The 22,985-nt window shown below is 62.6% G+C and carries 17 protein-coding genes; 7 read left to right on the top strand and 10 right to left on the bottom strand.

Features of this window, described 5'->3' with window-relative positions; all coding sequences use genetic code 11:
- Positions 1 to 178: 178 nt before the first annotated feature.
- Positions 179 to 451 (top strand): 30S ribosomal protein S20, encoded by a 273-nt coding sequence (gene rpsT / locus H6X51_RS17520; RefSeq protein ID WP_185268757.1) that lies wholly within the window; start codon positions 179 to 181, stop codon positions 449 to 451.
- Between the two features lie 261 nt (positions 452 to 712).
- Here rpsT and proB read toward each other — a convergent pair whose 3' ends face one another.
- The 4 genes from proB to rplU all read right to left on the bottom strand — a co-directional run bounded on the left by proB (position 713) and on the right by rplU (position 3,739).
- A complete protein-coding gene (gene proB / locus H6X51_RS17515) occupies positions 713 to 1,831 on the bottom strand; it encodes a glutamate 5-kinase (RefSeq protein WP_185268756.1) in 1,119 nt (372 codons plus the stop codon).
- Between the two features lie 16 nt (positions 1,832 to 1,847).
- A complete protein-coding gene (gene cgtA / locus H6X51_RS17510) occupies positions 1,848 to 3,056 on the bottom strand; it encodes an Obg family GTPase CgtA (protein ID WP_185268755.1) in 1,209 nt (402 codons plus the stop codon).
- A 93-nt stretch (positions 3,057 to 3,149) separates the two neighbouring features.
- Positions 3,150 to 3,407, bottom strand: coding sequence for a 50S ribosomal protein L27 (gene rpmA, locus H6X51_RS17505; protein WP_105643096.1), 258 nt, complete (start codon positions 3,405 to 3,407; stop codon positions 3,150 to 3,152).
- A gap of 20 nt (positions 3,408 to 3,427) precedes the next feature.
- The gene (gene rplU / locus H6X51_RS17500; RefSeq protein WP_185268754.1) at positions 3,428 to 3,739 is read right to left on the bottom strand and encodes a 50S ribosomal protein L21; all 312 of its coding nucleotides are present in this window, start codon (positions 3,737 to 3,739) and stop codon (positions 3,428 to 3,430) included.
- Between the two features lie 285 nt (positions 3,740 to 4,024).
- Here rplU and H6X51_RS17490 point away from each other — a divergent pair, with 285 nt between their 5' ends.
- On the top strand, positions 4,025 to 4,993 hold the full coding sequence (locus H6X51_RS17490) for a polyprenyl synthetase family protein (RefSeq protein WP_185268753.1): 969 nt from the start codon (positions 4,025 to 4,027) through the stop codon (positions 4,991 to 4,993).
- Between the two features lie 232 nt (positions 4,994 to 5,225).
- On the opposite strand, the gene H6X51_RS17485 is transcribed toward H6X51_RS17490, so the two are convergent.
- Positions 5,226 to 5,840, bottom strand: coding sequence for an FKBP-type peptidyl-prolyl cis-trans isomerase (locus H6X51_RS17485; protein ID WP_185268752.1), 615 nt, complete (start codon positions 5,838 to 5,840; stop codon positions 5,226 to 5,228).
- A gap of 159 nt (positions 5,841 to 5,999) precedes the next feature.
- Between H6X51_RS17485 and H6X51_RS17480 the strand changes: the two genes are divergently transcribed.
- Entirely contained in the window at positions 6,000 to 7,292 is a 1,293-nt protein-coding gene (locus H6X51_RS17480; protein ID WP_185268751.1) for an NCS2 family permease, read from the top strand.
- A complete protein-coding gene (trmA, locus tag H6X51_RS17475) occupies positions 7,292 to 8,377 on the top strand; it encodes a tRNA (uridine(54)-C5)-methyltransferase TrmA (RefSeq protein ID WP_185268750.1) in 1,086 nt (361 codons plus the stop codon). The genes H6X51_RS17480 and trmA overlap by 1 nt, the downstream gene beginning before the upstream one ends.
- Here trmA and H6X51_RS17470 read toward each other — a convergent pair.
- Positions 8,374 to 9,237, bottom strand: coding sequence for a phosphate/phosphite/phosphonate ABC transporter substrate-binding protein (locus H6X51_RS17470; protein WP_185268749.1), 864 nt, complete (start codon positions 9,235 to 9,237; stop codon positions 8,374 to 8,376). The genes trmA and H6X51_RS17470 overlap by 4 nt on opposite strands.
- Entirely contained in the window at positions 9,237 to 11,558 is a 2,322-nt protein-coding gene (locus H6X51_RS17465) for a putative bifunctional diguanylate cyclase/phosphodiesterase (RefSeq protein WP_185268748.1), read from the bottom strand. The genes H6X51_RS17470 and H6X51_RS17465 overlap by 1 nt, the downstream gene beginning before the upstream one ends.
- A gap of 208 nt (positions 11,559 to 11,766) precedes the next feature.
- On the opposite strand from H6X51_RS17465, the gene H6X51_RS17460 reads away from it, so the two are divergent.
- The gene (locus H6X51_RS17460; protein ID WP_185268747.1) at positions 11,767 to 12,282 is read left to right on the top strand and encodes a GspH/FimT family pseudopilin; all 516 of its coding nucleotides are present in this window, start codon (positions 11,767 to 11,769) and stop codon (positions 12,280 to 12,282) included.
- Between the two features lie 95 nt (positions 12,283 to 12,377).
- Positions 12,378 to 13,799, top strand: a complete 1,422-nt coding sequence (locus H6X51_RS17455) for an aminotransferase-like domain-containing protein (RefSeq protein WP_185268746.1) — start codon at positions 12,378 to 12,380, stop codon at positions 13,797 to 13,799.
- A gap of 53 nt (positions 13,800 to 13,852) precedes the next feature.
- On the opposite strand, the gene H6X51_RS17450 is transcribed toward H6X51_RS17455, so the two are convergent.
- Positions 13,853 to 16,060: a hypothetical protein gene (locus tag H6X51_RS17450; RefSeq protein WP_185268745.1), complete on the bottom strand. Its 2,208-nt coding sequence runs from the start codon at positions 16,058 to 16,060 to the stop codon at positions 13,853 to 13,855.
- A gap of 204 nt (positions 16,061 to 16,264) precedes the next feature.
- Here H6X51_RS17450 and H6X51_RS17445 point away from each other — a divergent pair, with 204 nt between their 5' ends.
- Positions 16,265 to 18,655, top strand: coding sequence for a DUF6351 family protein (locus tag H6X51_RS17445; protein ID WP_221627407.1), 2,391 nt, complete (start codon positions 16,265 to 16,267; stop codon positions 18,653 to 18,655).
- A gap of 83 nt (positions 18,656 to 18,738) precedes the next feature.
- Here the strand turns inward: H6X51_RS17445 and argJ are convergent, their stop codons facing one another.
- Together argJ and secA are read right to left on the bottom strand one after the other, a co-directional pair.
- Entirely contained in the window at positions 18,739 to 19,956 is a 1,218-nt protein-coding gene (gene argJ / locus H6X51_RS17440; RefSeq protein WP_185268744.1) for a bifunctional glutamate N-acetyltransferase/amino-acid acetyltransferase ArgJ, read from the bottom strand.
- Between the two features lie 202 nt (positions 19,957 to 20,158).
- Positions 20,159 to 22,906: a preprotein translocase subunit SecA gene (gene secA / locus H6X51_RS17435; protein ID WP_185268743.1), complete on the bottom strand. Its 2,748-nt coding sequence runs from the start codon at positions 22,904 to 22,906 to the stop codon at positions 20,159 to 20,161.
- Positions 22,907 to 22,985: the final 79 nt, after the last annotated feature.

The raw sequence follows: 22,985 nt of genomic DNA, 5'->3' as shown, positions 1-22,985 counted from the left end.
ATACGACAGACAACCTGCTCTTGTCATTGAATGTTGAAAGCCTTGCAATGAGGGAGGAGACCATATACGACAACCCAGGCCACCGCCGGCTTTTGCCCCTTGACATTGGCCTGGCTCTACGGCACAGTACGCGACCTTATTTATACCCTAATTCACTGATTTTCTGAGGAGCAAGACGGTGGCCAACTCACCTCAAGCCAAGAAACGCGCCAAGCAGGCCGAGAAGCGCCGCAATCACAATGCAAGCCTGCGCTCCATGGTTCGTACCTACATCAAGAACGTAGTCAAGGCGATCGACGCCAAAGACCTCGAGAAAGCCCAGGCAGCCTACACTGCCGCCGTTCCGGTCATCGATCGCATGGCCGACAAGGGCATCATCAACAAGAACAAGGCCGCTCGCCACAAGAGCCGCCTGAACGCACACATCAAGGCCATGGCTACCGCCGCCTGATCGCGTTCTGCGTTGATGCAAAAAAACCGGCTCATTGAGCCGGTTTTTTTGTGGCCTGCCATCCTGCAAACCAGAGCGCCACACCAAGCTGCAGGTGATCATCGAGCACTGGCTCGACGATGGAGCACTGCCAACCCCCGCAAGGCGTAGCGCAGGCGCGCTACACCCCCAGCCCGGGGCTGTCGAGCGCCTGCTCGACGGCGGGAGCACACCAACCTCCGCAAAGGCGTAGCGCTGGCGCGCTACACCCCCGCTACCCCTCTACACCAGCACCAGGTTATCCCGGTGCACCAACTCCGGTTCGTCGACGTAGCCGAGAATTCCGGCGATCGCCTCGCTGGGTTGACCAAGAATCCTCGACGCCTCATAGGCGCCGTAGTTGACCAACCCCCGCGCAACCTCGCTGCCGTCCAGCGCGGCGCAGACCACCATTTCACCACGCCGGAAGTTGCCTTCCACCGCCTTGACCCCCACCGGCAACAGACTGGAGCGCCCGCTCTGCAGCGCCCGAACCGCACCATCATCGAGCAGCAGCCGGCCACGGGTCTGCAGATGGCCAGCCAGCCATTGCTTGCGCGCCGCCAGCATGCCCTTCTCCGGCAGCAACAGGGTGCCCAGGTCTTCGCCGACCTTGAGCCGCGCAATCACCTGCTCGATACGCCCACCGACAATGATGGTGCTGGCACCCGAGCGGGCCGCCAGCCGCGCGGCGCGCAGTTTGGTCTGCATGCCGCCGCGCCCCAGGGCACCGGCGCTGCCGCCAGCCATGGCATCCAGCCGGGGATCATCAGCCATGGCATTGGAAATCAGCTCGGCCTCGGGATTGTTGCGCGGATCAGCAGTAAAAAGGCCGTCACGGTCGGTGAGTATCACCAACAGATCGGCCTCGACCAGATTGGTCACCAGCGCACCAAGGGTATCGTTGTCACCAAAGCGGATCTCGTCAGTGACCACCGTATCGTTCTCGTTGATGACCGGAATCACACCGAGATCGAGCAGCCCCCGCAGGGTACTGCGCGCATTCAGGTAACGCTTGCGGTCGGACAGGTCGTCATGGGTCACTAGCACCTGGGCGGTGGTCAGCCCGAACTCCTCGAAGCTGCTTTCCCAGGCCTGCACCAGGTCCATCTGCCCCACCGCAGCGGCCGCCTGCAACTGATGAATGCTCTTCGGTCGCTCGCTCCAGCCCAGCCGGGTCATGCCGGCAGCCACGGCGCCGGAGGACACCAGCACCACATCCACCCCGCTGTTGCGCAGCTCCACCATCTGCCGCACCCAGATCGCCATGGCCTGGCGATCCAGGCCGCGCCCATCGCCGGTCAGCAGCGCGCTACCGATCTTGATCACCCACCGCCGGGCGGCCGTTACCTTGTCACGCATGCAATGTCAGCTCCGCTCACTGAACGTAGAAAATTTCCGGCCCATCTTCGTCATCATCATCCTCGTCGTCGAAGTCGTCATCTCCGTCGTCGAGACCTGCCTTGCGCCGCGCCCGGCGATCATCCAGCTCCTGGATATGCGCACGCGCCTCGTCCTCGATACGCTGGTCCAGCTCGGCCATCTCGGTGGCGTACTCTTCATCCTCCTGCAGCCGCAGGACGCGCTCATCCAGCCAGTTCATGACTTCCTTGGCCAGCTCCTGGGTACCCTGGCGCTCGGCGGCGGAAATGACGAAAACCGGACCTTCCCACTCCAGCCGCTCGACCACATCGTCGAGGATCGCCTGCTGCTCGTCTTCCAGCAACTGATCGCACTTGTTCAGCACCAGCCAGCGCTCGCGCAGGGTCAGCGACGGACTGAACTTGCCCAGTTCGTGGATGATGGTCTCGACCGCCTCGACCGGGTCACTCTGGTCCAGCGGCGCCATGTCCACCAGGTGCAACAGCAGCCGCGTACGCGACAGGTGCTTGAGAAAGCGCGTGCCCAGCCCCGCCCCTTCGGCAGCCCCGGCGATCACCCCCGGAATGTCGGCAATCACGAAACTGCGCAGCTGCCCGACATCCACCACGCCCAGGTTGGGCACCATGGTGGTGAAGGGATAGTCCGCCACCTTGGGCTTGGCCGCCGATACGGCACGGATGAAGGTACTCTTGCCGGCGTTGGGCAGCCCCAGCAGGCCGACGTCCGCCAGCACCTTCAACTCCAGCTTGAGGTCACGCAACTCGCCCAGGCTGCCATTCGAGGTCTGCCGGGGAGCGCGGTTGACACTGGACTTGTAACGGGTATTACCCAGGCCGTGAAAGCCACCCTGGGCAACCAGCAGGCGCTGGCCCGGCTCGGTCAGGTCACCAATGATTTCCTGGGTGCCGGCATCGACCACGGTGGTACCTACCGGTACCCGCAGCACCATATCCTCGCCCTTGGCCCCGGTACAATCGGAGCCACGCCCGTTCTCGCCACGCTTGGCATTGAAACGACGGGTGTAGCGATAATCGACCAGGGTGTTCAGGTTGGCATCGGCTTCCAGGAAGATCGAGCCACCATCGCCACCATCACCACCATCGGGCCCGCCCTTGGGAATGAACTTTTCCCGGCGGAAGCTCATGCAACCATTGCCACCATCACCCGCCTTTACGGTAATGGCCACTTCATCTACAAATTTCATTTCGCTCCCCCTCATGAGGGGTTATAAGGAAGACCTACGCTACAAACAAAAAAGCCCCGTCGCAAGACAGGGCTTTTTGAAACCGGGGAACTATCAGCCGGCTACGACACTGACGTAGCGACGATTGAACTCACCCTTGACTTCAAACTTGATCACGCCGTCGGCCTTGGCGAACAGAGTGTGATCCTTGCCCATACCAACGTTCTTGCCGGCGTGGAACTGGGTGCCGCGCTGACGAACGATGATGTTGCCGGCAGTGGCAGCCTGGCCACCGTACAGCTTCACACCAAGTCGTTTGGCTTCTGAATCGCGACCGTTACGTGTGGAACCGCCTGCTTTTTTGTGTGCCATGAGTCTTTACTCCTCAATACTTAGGCAGAGATGCCGGTAATCTTGATTTCGGTGTACCACTGGCGGTGGCCCTGACGCTTCATGTGGTGCTTGCGGCGACGGAACTTGATGATGCGAACCTTTTCACCACGACCATGGGCGCTGACTTCAGCGGTCACCTTGGCGCCTTCGACAACCGGAGCACCGATGGTGACGTCATCACCATTACCGACCAGCAGTACGCGATCGAACTCAATGCTGGCGCCGGTTTCGGCCTCCAGCTTCTCTACTCTCAGGTATTCGCCTTCGGCGACCTTGTACTGCTTGCCACCAGTAACAATTACTGCGTACATGTTGCTTTCTCCGTAATCCTGCTCACCCGGCGCTTGGGTATAGTCGTTAATGGCCGGCATGGCTGCAAGTGAACCCGCCTATCGGGCCCGAGCTTGCCATTGTCAAAACAGGGATGCTGTAAATCGGGTTTTCAGGGGCGGGGATTCTACCGACAAATCGGCGCCAGCGCAATGCCGAACCAGCGCGCCTGAAGAATGCGGTAATAGCCGAATGCCGCTGCTTTCTTGACAGTACGCGAGCCGCCGCCTAGCATGCCGCGCAACCCTTCTGAAAGCGTGCTGTAGATGACCACCCTGCCTTTTTACACTGCGGTCACTGATGACTTCGAAGCTGTAAACCAGTTGATCATGCGTCAACTGCATTCGCGCGTGCCCCTGGTCGAGAAGATCGGCAGCTATATCATCAGTGCCGGCGGCAAGCGCCTGCGCCCCCTGGTCGTGCTGCTTGGCGCCCGCGCCTGCGGCCTGACCGACGAGCGCCCGCACACCCTGGCGGCTATCATCGAATTCATGCACACCTCCACCCTGCTGCACGACGACGTGGTCGACACCTCCGACCTGCGCCGTGGCCGCTCTACCGCCAACGCGCTGTGGGGCAACGCGGCCAGCGTGCTGGTCGGCGACTTCCTCTATTCACGCTCGTTCGAGCTGATGGTCGAACTCGACGACATGCGTATCATGCGGGTACTGGCCGGCGCCACCAACGTGATCGCCGAGGGCGAAGTGCTGCAGCTGTCCAAGGTACGTGACGCCAGCACCGACGAAGCCACCTATATGGAAGTCATCCGCAGCAAGACCGCCATGCTGTTCGAGGCCTCGACCCATACCGCCGCGCTGCTCGCTGGCGCCCCGACACAGCAGGTCGAGGCACTGCGCCGCTACGGTGACGCGCTGGGTATCGCCTTCCAGCTGGTGGACGACCTGCTGGACTACAACGGCGACGCCGAGGCCATGGGCAAGAACGTCGGTGATGATCTGGCCGAGGGCAAGCCCACGCTGCCATTGATCTACACCATGCGCGAAGGCACCGCCGAACAGGCTACCCTGGTGCGCCGGGCGATCCAGAAAGGCGGCATCGAGGACATCACCCCGATCCGCCAGGCGGTGGAAAACAGCGGCGCCCTGGAATACACCGCAAACCTGGCCCGCCAGCATGCGGATGAGGCCATCAGCCTGCTGCAGACACTGCCGCCGTCAATCTACCGGGACTCCCTGGAACAGCTGGCCCGCTTTGCGGTGGACCGCCAGTTCTGACGGGGCATAGCGCACCTGCGCTACGCCAGCCAACCGGCCAGCCTGTGCAACACCGTCGGCGAGCAGGCACTCGCCAACCCCAGCATACCCCCGGGGTGTAGCGCACCTGCGCTACGCCAGCCAACCGGCCAGCCCGTGCAACACCGTCGGCGAGCAGGCGCTCGCCAACCCAGCATCCCCGGGGTGTAGCGCGCCTGCGCTACGCCAACCACCGGAGGCGATATGCACTTGGTTACAGAACCTTGATCAACTCGATATCGAAGATCAGCGTGCTGTGCGGCGGGATGCTGCCGGCGGCGCGCTCACCGTAGGCCAGGTTGGAGGGGATGTACAGGCGCCATTTGGCACCTTCCTGCATCAGCTGCAGCGCCTCGGTCCAGCCAGCGATGACGCCACCGACCGGGAATTCGGCAGGCTGGCCGCGCTTGTAGGAGCTGTCGAACACTTCGCCGCTGATCAGCGTACCTTCGTAGTGGGTGCGCACGGTAGAGCTTGCGGTCGGCGTGGCGCCGCTGCCCTCACTGACGACTTCATACTGCAGCCCCGACGGCAGGGTCACCACGCCCTCGCGCGCGGCGTTGCGCTCGAGGAACTCCAGGCCAGCCTTGCCTGCCGCACGAGCGGACTCCTCGGCCAGTGCCTGCATCTTCGACTGCAGGGTCTGGAAGGCGGCCTGCATGGCGGCTTCGTCGACCGGGCTGGGCTGCTGGGTGTAGGCATCGCGCAGGCCGGCCAGGACCAGATCGACGGCCAGGTCGGGGATATTGCTCGACAGCAGTTGATCGCCCATTTGACGGCCTATGCCGTAGCTGACGCGCTGTTCGTCGGTTTCGAATGTATTGCTCATGGCGGCTCTCCGCAAAAATGGCCGTAAAGACTGACACAACGAGAGCAAAAATTCACCCTGCAACCACACCCGTCGCCACAGCCGTGCCCCTTGCTGCACGGTAGGGGTAAATACGCTAGAATGCCGCCCTTTTCGGCCTCCCCACCCCGAGATCCCGCCATGCTGGAAAAGCTGTTCCAACTCAAAGCCCACGGTACCACTGTCCGCACCGAAGTACTGGCCGGCGTGACCGTCTTTCTGACGATGGCCTACATCATCTTCGTCAACCCGATGATGATGGCCGATGCCGGCATCGATCCAGGCGCCGCGTTCGTCGCCACCTGCCTGGCCGCTGCACTCGGCTCGCTGGTGATGGGCCTCTGGGCCAACTACCCGATCGCGCTGGCACCGGGCATGGGCCTGAATGCCTTCTTCAGCTATACGGTGGTCGGTTCCATGGGCTACAGCTGGCAGGTGGCGCTGGGGGCGGTGTTCATTTCCGGTCTGCTGTTCTTCCTGCTGAGCATCTTCAAGATCCGCGAATGGGTGATCAACAGTATCCCGCTGCCGCTACGTTCGGCAATCGCTGCCGGCATCGGGCTGTTTCTGGCACTGATCGCCCTGAAAAGCGCCGGCATCGTGGTCGATAACCCCGCCACCCTGGTCGGCGCTGGTGATATGACCCAGCCCGGCCCGATGCTCGCCGCACTCGGTTTCATGGTCATCGTCGCGCTGGCCTACCGCCGGGTAACCGGGGCGGTGATGATCGGTATCCTGCTGGTCACCGGGATCAGCCTGCTCGCCGGCTTCACCCGCACCGATGGCCTGGTCTCGGCACCGCCGAGCCTGGCACCGACGCTGCTGCAACTGGATATCCGCGGTGCGCTGGATGTGGGGCTGGTCAGCGTGATCTTCGCCTTTCTGTTCGTCGATCTGTTCGATACCTCCGGCACCCTGATCGGGGTCGCGCAGAAGGCCGGCCTGGTCGATGAAAAGGGCAAGCTGCCACGCCTGGGCCGGGCGTTGATGGCCGACAGCAGCGCGACCATGTTCGGCTCGCTGCTGGGCACCTCGACCACCACCAGCTATGTGGAGTCAGCCGCCGGCACCGCGGTTGGTGGCCGCACCGGCCTGACCGCCTGCGTGGTCGCCGCGCTGTTTCTGCTCAGCCTGTTCCTGTCGCCACTGGCCGGTGCGGTACCACCCTACGCCACCGCGCCGGCACTGTTCTTCGTCGCGGTACTGATGACCAGCGGCCTGGTGCAGGTCGACTGGGAGGACCTGACCGAGGCGGCGCCGGTGGTGGTTACCGCGCTGGTCATGCCACTGACCTTCTCCATTGCCAACGGCATTGCCCTGGGCTTCATCTCCTGGACCGCGATCAAGCTGCTGTCCGGGCGCTGGCGTGATCTGAATCCCAGCCTGTACGTGCTGTCGGCACTGTTCATCGTCAAACTCGGGTTCTTCAGCTGATGGCCGTGACCTTCGATCCCGCCGGCTATGCCGGGCAACTGCAAGCCAAGCGCCAGCGCCTGGTTGAACTGCTGCAACCCTTCGCCGCACCGGAGCCCGAGGTGTTCGCCTCGCCGCCCGAGCATTTTCGCCTGCGCGCCGAGTTCCGCCTGTGGTACGAGGATGGCCAGCCGCACTATGCGATGTTCGAGCCGGGGGACAACCGCCGGCCGATCCTGATCGAGCAACTACCGATCGCCAGTCGCCGTATCAATGAACTGATGATGCCACTGCTCGACGCCTGCAAGGCTGACCCGCAACTGGGTCGCCGGCTGTTCCAGGTGGAGTTTCTCACCACGCTGTCGGGCGAGGCGCTGGTCACCCTGTGCTACCACCGCCCGATCGACGAACAGTGGGATATCGCAGCGCAGCGCCTGGCCGAGCAGCTGGACATCCTGTTGATCGGCCGCAGCCGCGGCCGGCGGCGGGTCCTGCAGCGCGACTACGTGGTGGAGCAGTTGCAGGTCGCTGGTCGCAGCTGGCGTTACCAGCAGATCGAGGGCGGCTTCACCCAGCCCAACGGCCAGGTCAACCAGCATATGCTCGGCTGGGCGCTGGAGGCGGCCGGCCACAACAGCGATGATCTGCTGGAGCTGTACTGCGGCAACGGCAATTTCACCCTGCCGCTGTCCACGCGCTTTCGCCGGGTACTGGCCACCGAGCTATCGAAAAGCTCGGTACGTTCGGCGCTGGAGAATATCGCCGACAACCAGGTCGACAACGTCACCCTGGTGCGCCTGGCCAGCGAGGAAGTCACCCAGGCCCTGACCGGGGTACGCGAATTCCGCCGCCTGCAGGGCATCGACCTGAGCGGCTACCAGTTCGGCACGGTGTTCGTCGACCCGCCCCGTGCCGGTCTGGACCCGGCGACCTTGGAACTGGTCAAGGGCTACCGGCGGATTCTCTACGTGTCCTGCAATCCAGAGACCCTGGCAGCGAATATCGCCGAGCTGCAGCACACCCATCACATTACCCGCTGCGCGCTGTTCGATCAGTTCCCCTATACCCACCACATGGAGTCGGGAGTGCTGCTGGAGCGCCGCTAGCGCGCCATCAGCTCCAGCAGCGGCTGGTAGGCCGCGTGGCTTACCGGAATGATCCGCTCGGCGCGCTGCGAGCGCAGAAACTCGCTGACCTGCGCCGAGGGCGTGTGCATCAGGCTGCGGATGCGCTCTTTCAGCAGTGGGCATACCTCGGCACTGAACACGAAGGGGTCGTAGTGGATCGGCGCCGAACGCCAGAGCACCCGCAGCGATTTCTCGTCGATCAGCCCGCGCCGCAGGTATTCGTCGGCGCGTTCGCTGGACACGAACGCCGCCTCCACCCTGCCCTGCAGCAGGGCGTCCAACGCCTTGTCGTGGGAGCCGGCATAGATCTGCCCGGCAAAATGCGCGTCCAGCGGCCTGCCGGCGCTGGCCGGGAACTCCCGGTTGGGCACCAGCGCCCCGGAGGTGCTGGCCGGATCGTTGAGCACCACGCGGCGCCCACGGGTGTCCTCCAGCGTTCTGAACTCGCTGTCGCCACGCACCAGCAGCAGTGAGTGGTAATAGCCCCCGCCAGTGGAAAAATACCCGGCCCCGAGCGCCAGCGAGGCGAAGGCCTCGATGCGCGGGTTCTGTTGCCAGGCCAGCAGATAGGACGCCGGCCCCAGCAACGCGATATCGGTACCGCCGGATACCGTGGCATCGATCACGCTTGCATAGGAGCTGGCTCGCAGGATCTGCACCGGCAGGTCCAGCCCGGCGCTGAGCATGTCCGCCAGCGGCTGGTATTCCCTGACCAGCTCGTCGATATTCTTCACCGGAATGATGCTGATGCGCAGGCTGTCCTGACGGCAGGCCACCGCCTCGGCGATGGCAGTGGAGGGGTAGAACAGCATCCACAGGAAAACCAGCAGCAGTTTCATCAGGCAGTGACCTTGGCGGCGCGGAACTCGTTCTGGAAGTCGGCCACCCGGTCAGCGGTCATCGGGCGGCTGAAATGATAACCCTGGACGATGTCGCAGCCGGCCAGACGCAAGTACACCAGTTGCTCCGGCGTTTCCACGCCCTCGGCCACCACCTCCAACGACAGCCGCTTGGCCAGGGTGATGGTCGAGGAGACGATCAGACTGTCATCGTGACTGTTGGACAGCTGGGCGATCAGGCTGCGGTCGATCTTCAGCTTGTTCACCGGCAGTGAATTGAGGTGGGCGAAGCCGGCATAGCCCTTGCCGAAATCATCCAGGGCGATGCTCAGCCCCGCACTCCTGAGCAGCTCCAGGCTGGCAATGGCGATCTGCTCCTGTTCGAGAATCGCGGTCTCGGTGATTTCCAGTTCCAGGCGCCAAGGCTCCACCCCATGGCGCTGCAGCTCGCCCAGCACCATGTCGCTGAATTGCGGCTGGCTCAATTGCAGCGCCGAGACATTCACCGCCACCCGCCCGGCCACGCCCTCGGCAACCCACTCGGCCAGTTGCCGGCAGGCCAGGGAGATCACCTCCAGGCCCAGCGGGATGATGAAGCCACTGCGCTCGGCGATCGACACGAAGCGATCCGGATAGATCAGCCCGAATTCCGGATGCTGCCAGCGCACCAGGGCCTCGTAGCCGATGATCGACATCGAGTCCAGGGCGACCTGCGGCTGGTAGTGCAGCACGAACTGATGCTGCTTCAGCGCCTCGCCGAAGGCCTGCTCCAGATGGAACTCCTCCACATCCGAGACGTTCAGCGACTGGTCGAAGAAGCGGTACTGGCCCCGGCCGGCGCGCTTGGCCGAGTACATGGCCGCATCGGCATAACGGATCAGGCTGTCCACATCCTGGGTGTCGCGGGGGCAGATGCTGATGCCGATACTGGGGCTGGTATTCACCTCGCTGCCTTCGAGCTGGTAGGTGGCGGACAGGCGCTGGGTCAGGGTATCGACCCAGGCGACGATATCCTGCTCGGTGCGCTCGCCGGCCAGCAGCACGACGAACTCGTCACCACCGAACCGTGCAGCCTCATCACCGGGTTCGAGCAGCCGGCGGATACGCCCGGCCACCGCCTGCAGTAGCAGGTCACCGATGCGGTGGCCGAGGGTGTCGTTGATCGACTTGAAACGATCCAGATCGATGAACAGCAGCGCCAGCAGGCGCCGGCGATTACGCTGCTCGGCCAGCACCTGGTTGGCCACCTCGATGAACTGTCGGCGGTTGAACAGGCCGCTCAGGTGATCGGTGGAGGCGGCCCGGCTGCTGCGTTCATGCTCACGTTCCAGGCGCTCGATCAGTTGCTGGTTTTCCCGCTGCGAGTTCTGCAGGGTGACCAGCGCCACCTGCTGGCCATGCAGCATCCTGACCATCCAGAACACGCAGGCCACCACCGCCAGGCTGACGATGACGTTGAGCAGGAACTGCCGTGACTTGCCCGCCTCGAACGGGCCGAGAATCTCATCGTAGCGCTTGCTGATGACCACGGTGAAACCATGCTGCGGCATGGCATGGAAGGCACTCTGATAGCGGTCACTACCCACCACCGAGGTATACAGACCGGCCTGGCGGCCCTCCGGCGGCAAGGGCGCCAGGCGCTGCCCGGCGATGATCACGCCACTGGAGTCGGCACGCATGCGCTCGCGGCCATCGGCGTCCAGCACCTGGATGAATCCGCTCCTGCCCAGGTCGATGTAGTGATACAGGCTGACCAGATAACCGATATCCATCTCGATCAACATGGCCTGGGTGCTGCGCTCGCCGTTACCAGCCAGGGGTACCAGAAACGGCAGGCGCCAGTGCGGAAAGGGACTCGCCTGGTCATGCGTATCCAGCACCGGTGGAATGATCGGTTCATTCACCGTCGGGCCGGCGGTACCGCGCAGGCGTTGCCACCAATCGGACGGCATGCTGGCCAGGCCCGGACTATGACTGGCAAACAGCAGCTCGCCGCGCGAGCCGAAGATACTCAGGCGATTGAACACCGGGTCACCGGCCAGCAACCGCGACAGGTTCGGGCCGACCCGACCCTGTTGCCGCCCTTCCGTGTTATAGATACTGCCCGCCGCCCTGGCCCGATCGGCCATCTGCCGCAGGTTCTCGGCCACGATCACCGCCAGGTTCAGATGCCCGGCGCCTTCGGCTTCCAGCCGCTCATCGTGTACCTGCCGATTGTGGTAATGGTACATCGACCAGACAAAGATCAGGATCACCGCACCCAGCACCACGATGGCACGCTGAACGAGACCGAGGGAGATGGGCAGGCTGCGATGATTCACGATGGAGGTACCGGCAAGCAAAGTAAGGCGCATGACACCAATGATGCCAAATAGACATTACGCATAGATGACATGCTGCCAGACGGACAACGTGACGGCTCTCGCAAACCCGGCTGCTGCGACTTGGAGCGGCTGACGCTCCCGCTATAATCCTCGCATCACGTACGGGCGGATGTTGGCTGTAGCCCCCTTTCACGAGGACTGCAGCATGCTCAATCGCGGCTTTACCCTGGTCGAGATGATGGTAGCGATGGCGGTGCTGGCCATCCTGCTGAGCATCGGCCTGCCCGCTTTCGGCGGGCTGATCGACAGCCAGCGCATGGACAGCAGCGTCAACAGTCTGGTGCGCGGTATCCAGTTCACCCGCACCGAGGCCATACGGCGCAACCGCCATGTGACCATGACACCGCTCCAGCAGGACTGGAACGATGGCTGGGTGATCTTCCTGGATACCAACCATAACGGCCGCCATGACGCCGGCGAGCAGATCCTGCGCCAGGAACAACCTGCTCTGGTCAGCCATATCCATGCCAATACCAACATTGCCGACTACCTGCGCTACAACGCCCAGGGCGAATCGGAACTGCTCAACGGTGGCTTCCAGTCCGGCACCTTCTCCCTGTGCCCACGGCAACCAGGGGTGCAGGGGCGCAAGGTCATCATCAACCGCGTCGGCCGTGCACGCACCGAACGCGCGCATATCGCATCCGGCTGTCCTGGGTAGTCGACACCCTGCGGGCTCGCAATGACCAGACTCACCCCCTATACTGAGGTCGCTGAGCGCAACTACGACAATAACAAGGTGAAACGGCGACGCTCATGGCCCGTGATCTCTTCCTGTATGAGAATATCAGCGAGCACCTGCGCAACCATATCCTGAGCGGCAACTACCGGGCAGGTGAGCGTTTGCCCTCGGTCAGGACGCTGAGCAGACTGTTCAACGTCAGCATCAATACCGTCATTCAATGCTTTCGCAAGCTGGAGATGGACGGCCTGGTCGACGTTCGTCCCCGTTCCGGAGCATTCGTTGCCAGCAGCGCCCGCATGCCTGCCGCCAACGCCGATATCGCGCATTTCCCACTGCTGCCGGTGGAAGTGTCGCTGAGCGAAGATATCTTCAACTACATGGAACCGCATCTGGAACAGCAGTTGCTGCGTCTTGGCATCGCCCTGCCCAGCCCGCAGATCATGCCGATCGAGCGCATCCTGCTGACCCTGCGCGATGTTACCCGTAAGCAGCCACTGGAAGTCTGGGACTACATGCACCCCCATGGTCACCAGCGCTTCACTCACCAACTGGTGCGACGCAGCCTCAACTACCCGATCCCCCTCACCCCGAATGATGTGATCGTCACCAACGGTTGCATGGAGGCCCTGGAGCTGGCACTGCGCACCGTGACCCGACCCGGCGATACCGTGGCAGTCGAAACGCCCACCTACTACGGCACCCTGGTGGCCCTGGAAGTGATGCAGCGCAGGGCACTGGAGATCCCCACCCACTATCGCGACGGTATCTGCCTGTATTCCCTCGAGCAGGCATTCAAGCACGGCCAGGTCAGTGCCTGCCTGATCTCCTGCAATGCGCAGAATCCGTTGGGCTTCACCATGCCCGAGGAACGCAAGCGCAGACTGGTGGAACTGGCGACCCGCTATTCGGTGCCGGTGATCGAGAACGATATCTGGGGCGAGACGGTGTATGCCGGCAACGCCATGCCTGCCAAGGCCTATGACGAGGCCGGTATGGTCCTCTACTGCACCTCTTTTTCCAAATCGCTGATACCCGGCATCCGCCTCGGCTGGGTCGCGCCAGGGCGCTTCCATCACCGCCTGCGGGAACTCAAGCAGATCAGCAGCATCACCAATGCCTCGGCGCCACAGCTGCTGATGGCGCGGCTGATGGAAAGCGGTTTCTATACCCAGCACATCCAGCAGCTACGCCAGCACCTCGCCAACCAGTCCGAGGCTGCCGCGGCCCTGGTGCGCAGCAGCTTCCCCAGCGGTACCCGGGTCAACACTCCCACTGGAGGCTGCGTACTCTGGATCGAGCTGCCCGGCCGGATGGACTCCCGTCAGCTGTTCAAGCAGGCCATGGCCGAAGGCATCCATATCTTCCCCGGCCCGGTATTCTCCGCCGGCCCACGCTACGGCAACTACTTCAGGCTCAATGCCGGCAATCCGATGAGTCAACAGATCCGACAGGCGATCGAGCGTCTGGGCGCCATTGCCGACAATCTGCAATGAAACCGGTAGCGCCTCCATGGCGTACCGGTTCCATCCTTCACTTGACCATGGTTCTAGTCGAGGCGTGACACTCCGGTGTAGTCATCGCTATAGCAGGGAGTATCACCACAGACATCGGTGACCGCCCCGTTGCTGCGCATGAAGTCCGACTTCTGTTGTCTGGCAGCGACCGTATTGCGCGGGGATTCGTGCGGGTCGTTTCCGTAGGAGGGGTCGGGACCGGTATTGTTGGTCGGCGGGAAGGGGTTACCCTTGTCTCCGGACACATCACCCGAATCCCAGATCATCAGGCCATGGCCGTCATAGGGGTACTGTTCTATCCGCTCGATGCCGAACAGTGGATTGCTGTCGACGCTTTCGCCCAGCAGGGCGGTGGGTCCATGGACTGCGGCGCCAATGGTGCGGGCCATGATTTCCGCGCTCCACTGGGTCACCTGGTAATCCCCCAGGGCGACATGCAGCAACACCTTCTTGTCGGTCGGCGTTCCGGGCAGGAAGTTGCCGGCCAGATGACTCAGGTAACCATTATTCTCCGCCCGATCCCAGAGCATCTGCATCAGCGCGAAGTTCAGCGACTGGTCCAGCCCGTCGGGATAGGCCTCATACAGAACCGGCCCAAAGCGCTGGTTGAAAGGCCCGTAGCGGCGCAGCAGCAGACTGTAGTTGCTACCGGGCACACCCAGCACCCCGCGATGGATGTTGGGCGCCGTGGCCACCAGGGCCCCGCCGAGGATACCGCCCTGGCTGTTGCCGTCGTAGAACACCTCTGCGGGATCGTAGACCAGGGCATCACCCGCTCCATGGCGGAAACGCGCATCGCTGGCGAAGCCATCGGGGTGCTCCATCAACTCGGCCAGGAACATGAAGTTCAGCAGCCCCTGCTGGCTGCGGTCCAGCTGCCTGGGCAGGCCGGTCAGGTCCGCCAGGATCTGGTGGATATTCCCCGCCACCAGATCGTCCTGGGCCATGCCTATCCAGTCGGTGGCGCAGAACATGATGTTGTGCTCGGCCTGCATCCGGCGTACCTGTCCGCCACCGAACTCGCCCCCCGAGATGGCATAGGTACTCTGGCCGAACAGGCCATGCCCGTAGATGGCGGCACGCGCCGGCTGTACCGTGCCGCTGCCATCGGCAAAGTCAGCCACGGCTGTCCGCGGTATCTGGCAACGGAAGCGCGCCTGCAGGAACTCCGCACCATCGAGCACCACTGGCAGGGCATCGGGATCATCGCTGGCGTAGTTGAACGAGGCCCCCACTCCCCCGCCCGGCTGGTTCAGGTAGTTCGGCACTTCGAAGGTGCCGAGGATATTCCGGCTGAACTCGGCGTTCAGATCGTCCTCAACTTCCGTGATGGTAAATGCCGGCGCGCCATTCCCCAGACGCCCGAAGGCATCATCACGAATCGCCAGCAGCCGCTCAGTGATCGATTTCTGACTGGCAATGGTGAAATCCCAGGCCAGGGTGATCTCATCCCGCTCCACACCGGCACTGGTCAGTATCGCGAAGATGTCCTCCATGGCTTCGCGCCGCTCTTCGAATGCCGCCTCACCGGTATCGATACCGTCACGGTAGGCGCGGAACAGCTCATTCACCGCCAGCGGCTCACCGTCGGCCCCCTTGGCGTTGCGGATCACCGCGATATAGCGCTGGCCCTCCTCGAAGTTGCGCGCCGGCCTGATGATCAGCGCCTGCTGGTCCGGGTCGGTATTGTTGGCATCCAGCTCGGCCCAGATCAGTTGCTGCTCCAGGCTCGCGGCATTGATCACCATGATCGGCGCATCCGGGTCCAGCGAGGGCTCCAGATCGGTCAAGCGCACCGCCCCGGTCTGCTGCAGATCGATACCCGGCAGGTGGGCCAGCAGCATGGAGCCGGGGGAGAAACCATCGTTGCGGTTCCACTGCTCCGGCTGGATAGCTGCCGGTTCCGTGGTCTTGATATCCACGTAGCGGGTACGGCTCGGATCGGCGGGCATATCCACCGGACGGGCAACCGGCATGCCTCGTACATCGAAATCGACCCGCAGGCGGGTGGGCGTGCTGTCGTCCTCGCGGGTGAAGAAGTTGTTGGGGAAGGGGTACATGCAGTGGGCCAGTACCGTATGGTCGCAATAGCTGGCCGTGGCCGGGTCGAAACCACTCAGGTCCAGCTCGGGCTGGGGTTCGCCAGGCCTGCTGGAACTGGACCCCGAACTGGAGCCGAGACAGCCTTGCAGCACGAGGACACTGCAAGCCAGTGCCAGGAGGTTACGTTGATTGCGCATGATGCTTCCCTTTTATGATTCTTGTTGGACTGTCAGCCTAGACGAAGTAGCGTTAGCCAAAACAGGTACAGTTGCGCTGATAGCAGTCAAACAGATTGCCACCGGCCCCTGTGTCAGTCAGATACCGCAATCTGTATCTGTTTCCCCCGGTTGCTGACGCATAGCATCGATTGCTCCATAACAAGAACAATGGAGTCATTCATCATGAAGTCAGCAAAACACTATTGGCTACCCTGCGCAGCCGGCCTGCTGGCCCTGGGGTTGACCGGGTGCCTGAGCGGGTCGGGCGGCAGTTCCAGCAGCAAGACGCCCAAGCCTGAACTGAGCCTGTCGGTACTCTCCAGCGCCTCCGATCAGGTCAGCGGTGGTGATGTATTGGTGACCATCAAGGGCGATCCCGAGTTGCTCGAGCAGGAAATGGATGAACTGGAGTTCTGGGTCAACAACCAGAGCGTCACTCCAACCAGGATGAATGAACGCAACGATCAGCTAGAAATACTGATCGAGGGGCTGGGACTCGGCGAAAACCAGCTGGAACTGCAGCACAAGAAACACGGTCGCCTGGACCAGTTGGAGCTGGTCAACCATCCAATCACGGGCCCCATTTTTTCCGGTCCGCAGCAGTACCCCTTCGTCTGCACCACAACAACCGAACTGGGCAAGCAGCCACTGGTCGATACCGATGGCGATACCGGTTTCCCGGTGCTGGATGAGCTGGGTACCCAGATCGGCCTGAGCATGGATTGTTCGATAGAACCTTACGTGGTCTTCCTGTATCGCACCAATGATCCGGTCAATCCCAGCTATCAGCCCCTCCCCACCGACGGATCGCGGCCCGCCGATATGGCCACCACCAAGCTCACCGATGGTCGGGTAGTGGACTTCATCGTCCGCCAGGAGCGTGGCACCATCAACCGCTTCATCTACAGCTTCGCCACCCTTGCCACGCTGGGAGACGCAGCGGATGCCGCCGCATCAGACAAGTGGAATGGCCGTCTGCTGTTCCATTTCGAAGGCGGCGTCGCCATCGGCCATACCCAGGGCCGGGTGAGCGGTCGCGCCCTGGCACCTGAGGTGTTGGGCAAAGGCTACGCGGTGATCTATTCATCAGGCACCCGCACCAACGCGCACTACAACCTTCAGGTCGGCGGCGAAACCGCCCTGATGGTCAAGGAGCACTTCATCAAGCGCTTCGGCACACCGGACTACACCGTGGCGATAGGCGGTTCCGGCGGAGGCATCCAGCAGTATGTCTATTCGCAGAACCATCCCAGCCTGCTGGATGCTGGCGTACCGCAGTACTCCTACCCCGACATGGTCACCCAAACCATCCATATCGGTGATTGCGAACTGCTGGAATACTTCATGGATGCCACCGACAAGGACAACCCCCTGTGGCGCACCACTGCCAATCGCAGCCTGCTGGTCGGCCTGAACGCCACGGATGACTATCCCGACCCCTTTGCCGCCGCCAAGACCATGCTGGGCTACAGCACCGCACCGGGTATGACCGAATGCATACCCGCCTGGCGTGGCCTGACACCCCTGGTGATGAACCCTCATTACGGTCAGGCCACCAACCAGGAGTTAATGCAACCACCCGGCATCATGGATACGGTGCAATGGACCCATTACGACGACCTGCGCAATATCTACGGGCTCGATGAGAACGGCAACCCGCGCACTCTGTTCGACAACGTCGGCGTGCAGTATGGGCTCAAGGCGCTGACCGATGGCAACATCACCCCTGAAGAGTTCCTCAGGCTCAACAGCAAGATCGGCGGCTGGAAGCATCCGAACGAGATGGTGCAGGAGGGCTTTCCATTCCTCGGCAGCGAGGAGGATGTCATGGCCGACCCGTCCCGGTTCGACCCCTGGAGTAGCCGGAACATGCGTCTGAGCCCCGACGCAACCAGCCATGCACCACGTACCGAGGGTGACCTGCTGGCGATGAATGCCGCCTATACCTCGGGCATGGTGTTCGACGGTCAACTGGACATGCCGGTCATCGACTGGCGGCACTATCTGGAAGAGGTGCTGGACATGCACAACAGCCACCAGTCCTTCTCCGCTCGCCAGCGAATTCGCAACCAGATGGGGCACTCGGACAACCAGGTGATCTGGTTCACTGACGCCCGTCCGACCAACCTCACCGACCCCAACCGACCGCGTCCCCGCGAGGACTTCGATCAGACCTGGATGGCCCTGGATGTACTGCATGAGTGGCTGATGAATATCCGCGACAATCCCGAGCAGGGCATTACCGGTAACAAGCCCGAGGCTGCAGTGGATAGCTGCTTCGAGACCAACGGTGATCTGATCGCCTCCGGTGAGGAAGTCTGGAACGGCATACTGGATGACAGCCCGGCAGGGGTCTGTACCAATCAGTTTCCGACCCACACCACCTCCAGGATGGTTGCCGGTGGCCCGATCGAAGGCAGCATCTTCAAATGCAGCCTTAAGCCGGTCAGCGCAGCACTCAATGACGGTACCTATGGCAGCTGGACGCCAACCGCCGAGCAGCTGGACGAGCTGAACGCGATATTCCCGCAGGGCGTATGCGACTACAGCCAGCCGGACCAAGGCAGACCCTAGCGCTGAGCAGGCACTGAGAAAAAAGAAAACCGGTACGCCAGGGCAGGCGTACCGGTTTCAGTTGGTGCTCTCCGGCCCCTGTCTCAGGTGCGGTATTCGGCGTTGATCCGCACGTACTCGTGGGACAGGTCGGTGGTCCAGATGGTCTCGCTGATATCACCCCGACCCAGTTCGATACGAATGGTGATCTCGGCCTGGGCCATGACCCGCGCGCCCTGCTCCTCGGTGTACTCGGCCGCCCGACCGCCGTTGCGGGTGATGCATACCTCGTCAAGGTAGACGTCGATCTTCTCCACATCCAGCTGCGGCACGCCGGCGTAGCCGACCGCCGCCAGGATTCGCCCCCAGTTCGGGTCGGAGGCGAACAGCGCGGTCTTGATCAGTGGCGAATGGGCCACCGCATAAGCCACATCCAGGCATTCGTCACGATTGGCACCGCCATTGACCTGGACGGTAACGAACTTGGTCGCCCCCTCGCCGTCACGGACAATCGCCTGGGCCAACTCCAGCATGACCGCATTCACCGCCTCGGCCAGTTGGGCGTATTCGCTGCTGTCCAGATCGGCAATTTCCGTCATCGATACCTGCCCGGTGGCGATCAGCATGCAGGAATCGTTGGTACTGGTATCGCCATCGATGGTGATGCGGTTGAAGGACAGGTCGGCCGCCTGACGCAGCATGTGCTGCAGTACCGGCTGTGCGACCTTGGCGTCGGTAGCCACGTAGCCGAGCATGGTCGCCATGTTCGGACGGATCATGCCGGCACCCTTGGAGATGCCGGTGATGGTGATGCTCTGCCCGCCCAGGGTGATCTGCCGGCTGGCGCCCTTGGGCTGGGTATCGGTGGTCATGATGCCTTCGGCGGCAGCGGCCCAGTTGTCCTCGGCCAGATTCTCCAGCGCCTGCGGTAATGCCGCGATGATCTTGTCCGCCGGCAGCAGCTCGCCAATGACGCCGGTACTGAACGGCAGCACCTGGCCGGACTCGACCTGGGTCAGGCGCGCCAGCTCGTCACAGGTGCGCAGCGCCGCCTGCATGCCCGGCTGTCCGGTGCCGGCATTGGCGTTGCCGGTGTTGACCAGCAGGTAGCGCGGGGCGTTGCCCAGGTGCTGCTTGCACAGGGTCACCGGAGCGGCGCAGAAGGCGTTGGTGGTGAAGACACCGGCGATGCTGGCACCGGCGGGGGCCTGCATGACCACCACATCCTTGCGCCCGGCGCGCTTGATCCCGGCGCAGGCGATACCAAGACGAAACCCGGCAACCGGGTGAAGAGTCGGGAGAGGGCCAAGGCCGACGGGCATGAAAGGAACTCCAGAAATAGAATGGATGGAACACTACACCGATTGTGGAATCGACCGTGGGAGCCGCGCCCCGCGGCGATGCGATACTGCCAATTGCCTGCTCGGCTGGCAGCTCGCTTCGCACCGAGGCGGTGCTCCCACACGGTCGTCCGGGTCTTGAAGGAACAGCACTACCGCCCCGTCCAATAACGAGGCTTCCCGCTCAGCCTATCTTGCCGTGGCACTGCTTGTACTTCTTGCCCGAGCCACAGGGACAGGGATCGTTGCGGCCGATCTTGGGACCATCGCGGGTGATCGGGCTGGCCGGAGCCGGTGCGCCCTGCTCCGCCGGAGGCTGCTGCTCCTCGGGATCCTCACCGACGCCGGGTACCGAGTCATGCTTGAACTGCATGCGCTTGGCCAGCTCCTCGGCCTGCTGGCGCAGCCGCGCTTCCTCTTCGGCCGGGTCTTCACGGCGTACCTGTACATGGCTGAGCACGCGAATGGTGTCATGCTTGATCGAGTCGAGCATTTCCTCGAACAGGCTGAAGGCTTCGCGCTTGTATTCCTGTTTCGGGTTCTTCTGCGCGTAGCCGCGCAGGTGAATGCCCTGGCGCAGGTGATCCATGGTCGCCAGGTGTTCCTTCCACAGGTCATCCAGCACCCGCAGCAGCATCTGCTTCTCGAAGGTGCGCAGCGCTTCGGGACCGGTCAGCTGCTCCTTCTCGGCATAGGCGGCGATCAGCGCATCACGCACCCGCTCGCGCACACCCTCTTCATGCAGGGCATCGTCTTCATCCAGCCACTGCTGGATCGGCAGATCCAGCGCCAGCTCGGTGCGCAGGTGCTGTTCCAGCGCCGGGATATCCCATTGCTCGGGCACACTCTGGGGCGGCATGTACTGGCTGATGCAGCTTTCCACCACGTCGTCGCGGATCGCCTTGATGGTGTCCTCGACAGTATCCGCGGCGAGAATCTCGTTGCGCTGGGTGTAGATCACCTTGCGCTGTTCGTTGGCTACGTCATCGTATTCCAGCAGCTGTTTGCGGATATCGAAGTTGCGGCCTTCGACCTTGCGCTGGGCCTTCTCGATGGCGTTGGTGACCATGCGATGCTCGATCGCCTCGCCCTTCTCCATGCCCAGGGCCTTCATGAAGTTCTTCACCCGATCGGAGGCGAAGATACGCATGAGGTTGTCTTCCAGCGACAGGTAGAAGCGGCTGGAACCGGGGTCGCCCTGACGACCTGAACGGCCACGCAGCTGGTTGTCGATACGCCGTGATTCATGGCGTTCACAGGCAATGATGTGCAGGCCGCCGGCATCCAGCACCTGCTGGTGGCGCTCCTGCCATTCGGCCTTGATCTGGTCGATCTGCTCGGGGGTGGGGTTCTCCAGGCTGGCGATCTCCGCCTCCCAGCTGCCGCCGAGGATGATGTCGGTACCACGACCGGCCATGTTGGTGGCGATGGTCACCGCACCGGGACGGCCCGCCTGGGCGATGATCTCGGCCTCCTTCTCGTGGTACTTAGCGTTCAGTACCTGGTGCGCGATACCTTCCTTGTTCAGCAGTTGGGACACCACCTCGGAGGATTCGATCGAGGCGGTACCCACCAGTACCGGGCGGCCGCTCTCCCTGCAGTCCTTGATGTCCGCGGCGATGGCGGCGAACTTCTCGCCGATGGTCAGATAGACCAGGTCGTTGTAGTCCTTGCGGATCATCGGCTTGTTGGTGGGAATGACCACCACGTCCAGGCCGTAGATCTGGCGGAACTCGAAGGCCTCGGTATCGGCGGTACCGGTCATGCCGGCCAGCTTGTTGTACAGGCGGAAGTAGTTCTGGAAGGTGGTCGATGCCAGGGTTTGGCTCTCGGCCTGGATATTCAGGCCTTCCTTGGCCTCGATGGCCTGGTGCAGCCCCTCGGACAGGCGACGGCCGGGCATGGTCCGCCCGGTGTGCTCGTCCACCAGCAGCACCTGACCATCCTGCACTATGTACTCGACGTCGCGGTGGAACAGGGTGTGGGCCCGCAGTGCGGAATGCACATGGTGCAGCAGGTTCAGGTTCTGCGCCTGGTACAGGCTGTCACCCTCGGCCAGCAGGCCTTCGCGGGTCAGCAGCTCCTCGACGTACTGGTGTCCTTCCTCGTTGAGTTCGACCTGGCGGGTCTTCTCGTCGATGAAGTAGTGACCGTCGACACCCTCTTCGCCTTCCTCGGCCTTGATGCCACGCTTGAGCTGCGGCATCAGCTTGTTGATGGCGGTGTACAGCTTGGAGCTGTCCTGGGCTGGCCCGGAAATGATCAACGGCGTGCGCGCCTCATCGATCAGGATGGAGTCCACCTCGTCGACGATGGCGAAATTCAGCTCGCGCTGGAACTTGTCTTCCAGGCGGAAGGCCATGTTGTCACGCAGGTAGTCGAAGCCGAATTCGTTGTTGGTACCGTAGGTGATGTCGCAGCGATAGGCAGCGCGCTTCTCCTCCGGGTCCTGGAACGGCACCACCACGCCAACGGTCAGGCCGAGGAACTCGTGCAGCGGGCGCATCAGGTTGGCGTCGCGGCGAGCCAGGTAGTCGTTGACCGTGACCACGTGCACGCCCTTGCCGGACAAGGCATTCAGATAGGCCGGCAGGGTCGAGACCAGGGTCTTGCCCTCACCGGTCTTCATTTCCGCGATCTTGCCTTCATGCAATACCAGGCCACCGATGAGCTGCACATCGAAGTGGCGCATGCCCATCACCCGCTTGCTCGCCTCGCGCACCAGGGCGAAGGCTTCCGGCAGGATGGAATCGAGACTTTCGCCCTTGCTTACGCGCTCCTTGTATTCGATGGTCTTGGCCTTGAGCTGTTCGTCGCTCAAGCCATTCAAGCCTTCTTCGAGGGCGTTGATGGCATGCACTATCTTGCTCATGCGCTTCAACTCACGCTCGTTCTTGCTTCCAAACATTTTCTTCAATAAAGGCGCAAACATAGTCGACTTCGATATCCGTTTGGTGAAGGTGATGGGCCCGTGCACAGGTCGTTCACCGGAAAAAAACCATTCTACTCTG

It is taken from the genome of Halopseudomonas xiamenensis (assembly GCF_014219065.1).
In the GTDB taxonomy this organism is placed as follows: Bacteria; Pseudomonadota; Gammaproteobacteria; order Pseudomonadales; family Pseudomonadaceae; genus Halopseudomonas; species Halopseudomonas xiamenensis.
Note: the sequence above shows the minus strand (reverse complement) of the source record. Positions and strands in the feature narration are given on the sequence as shown.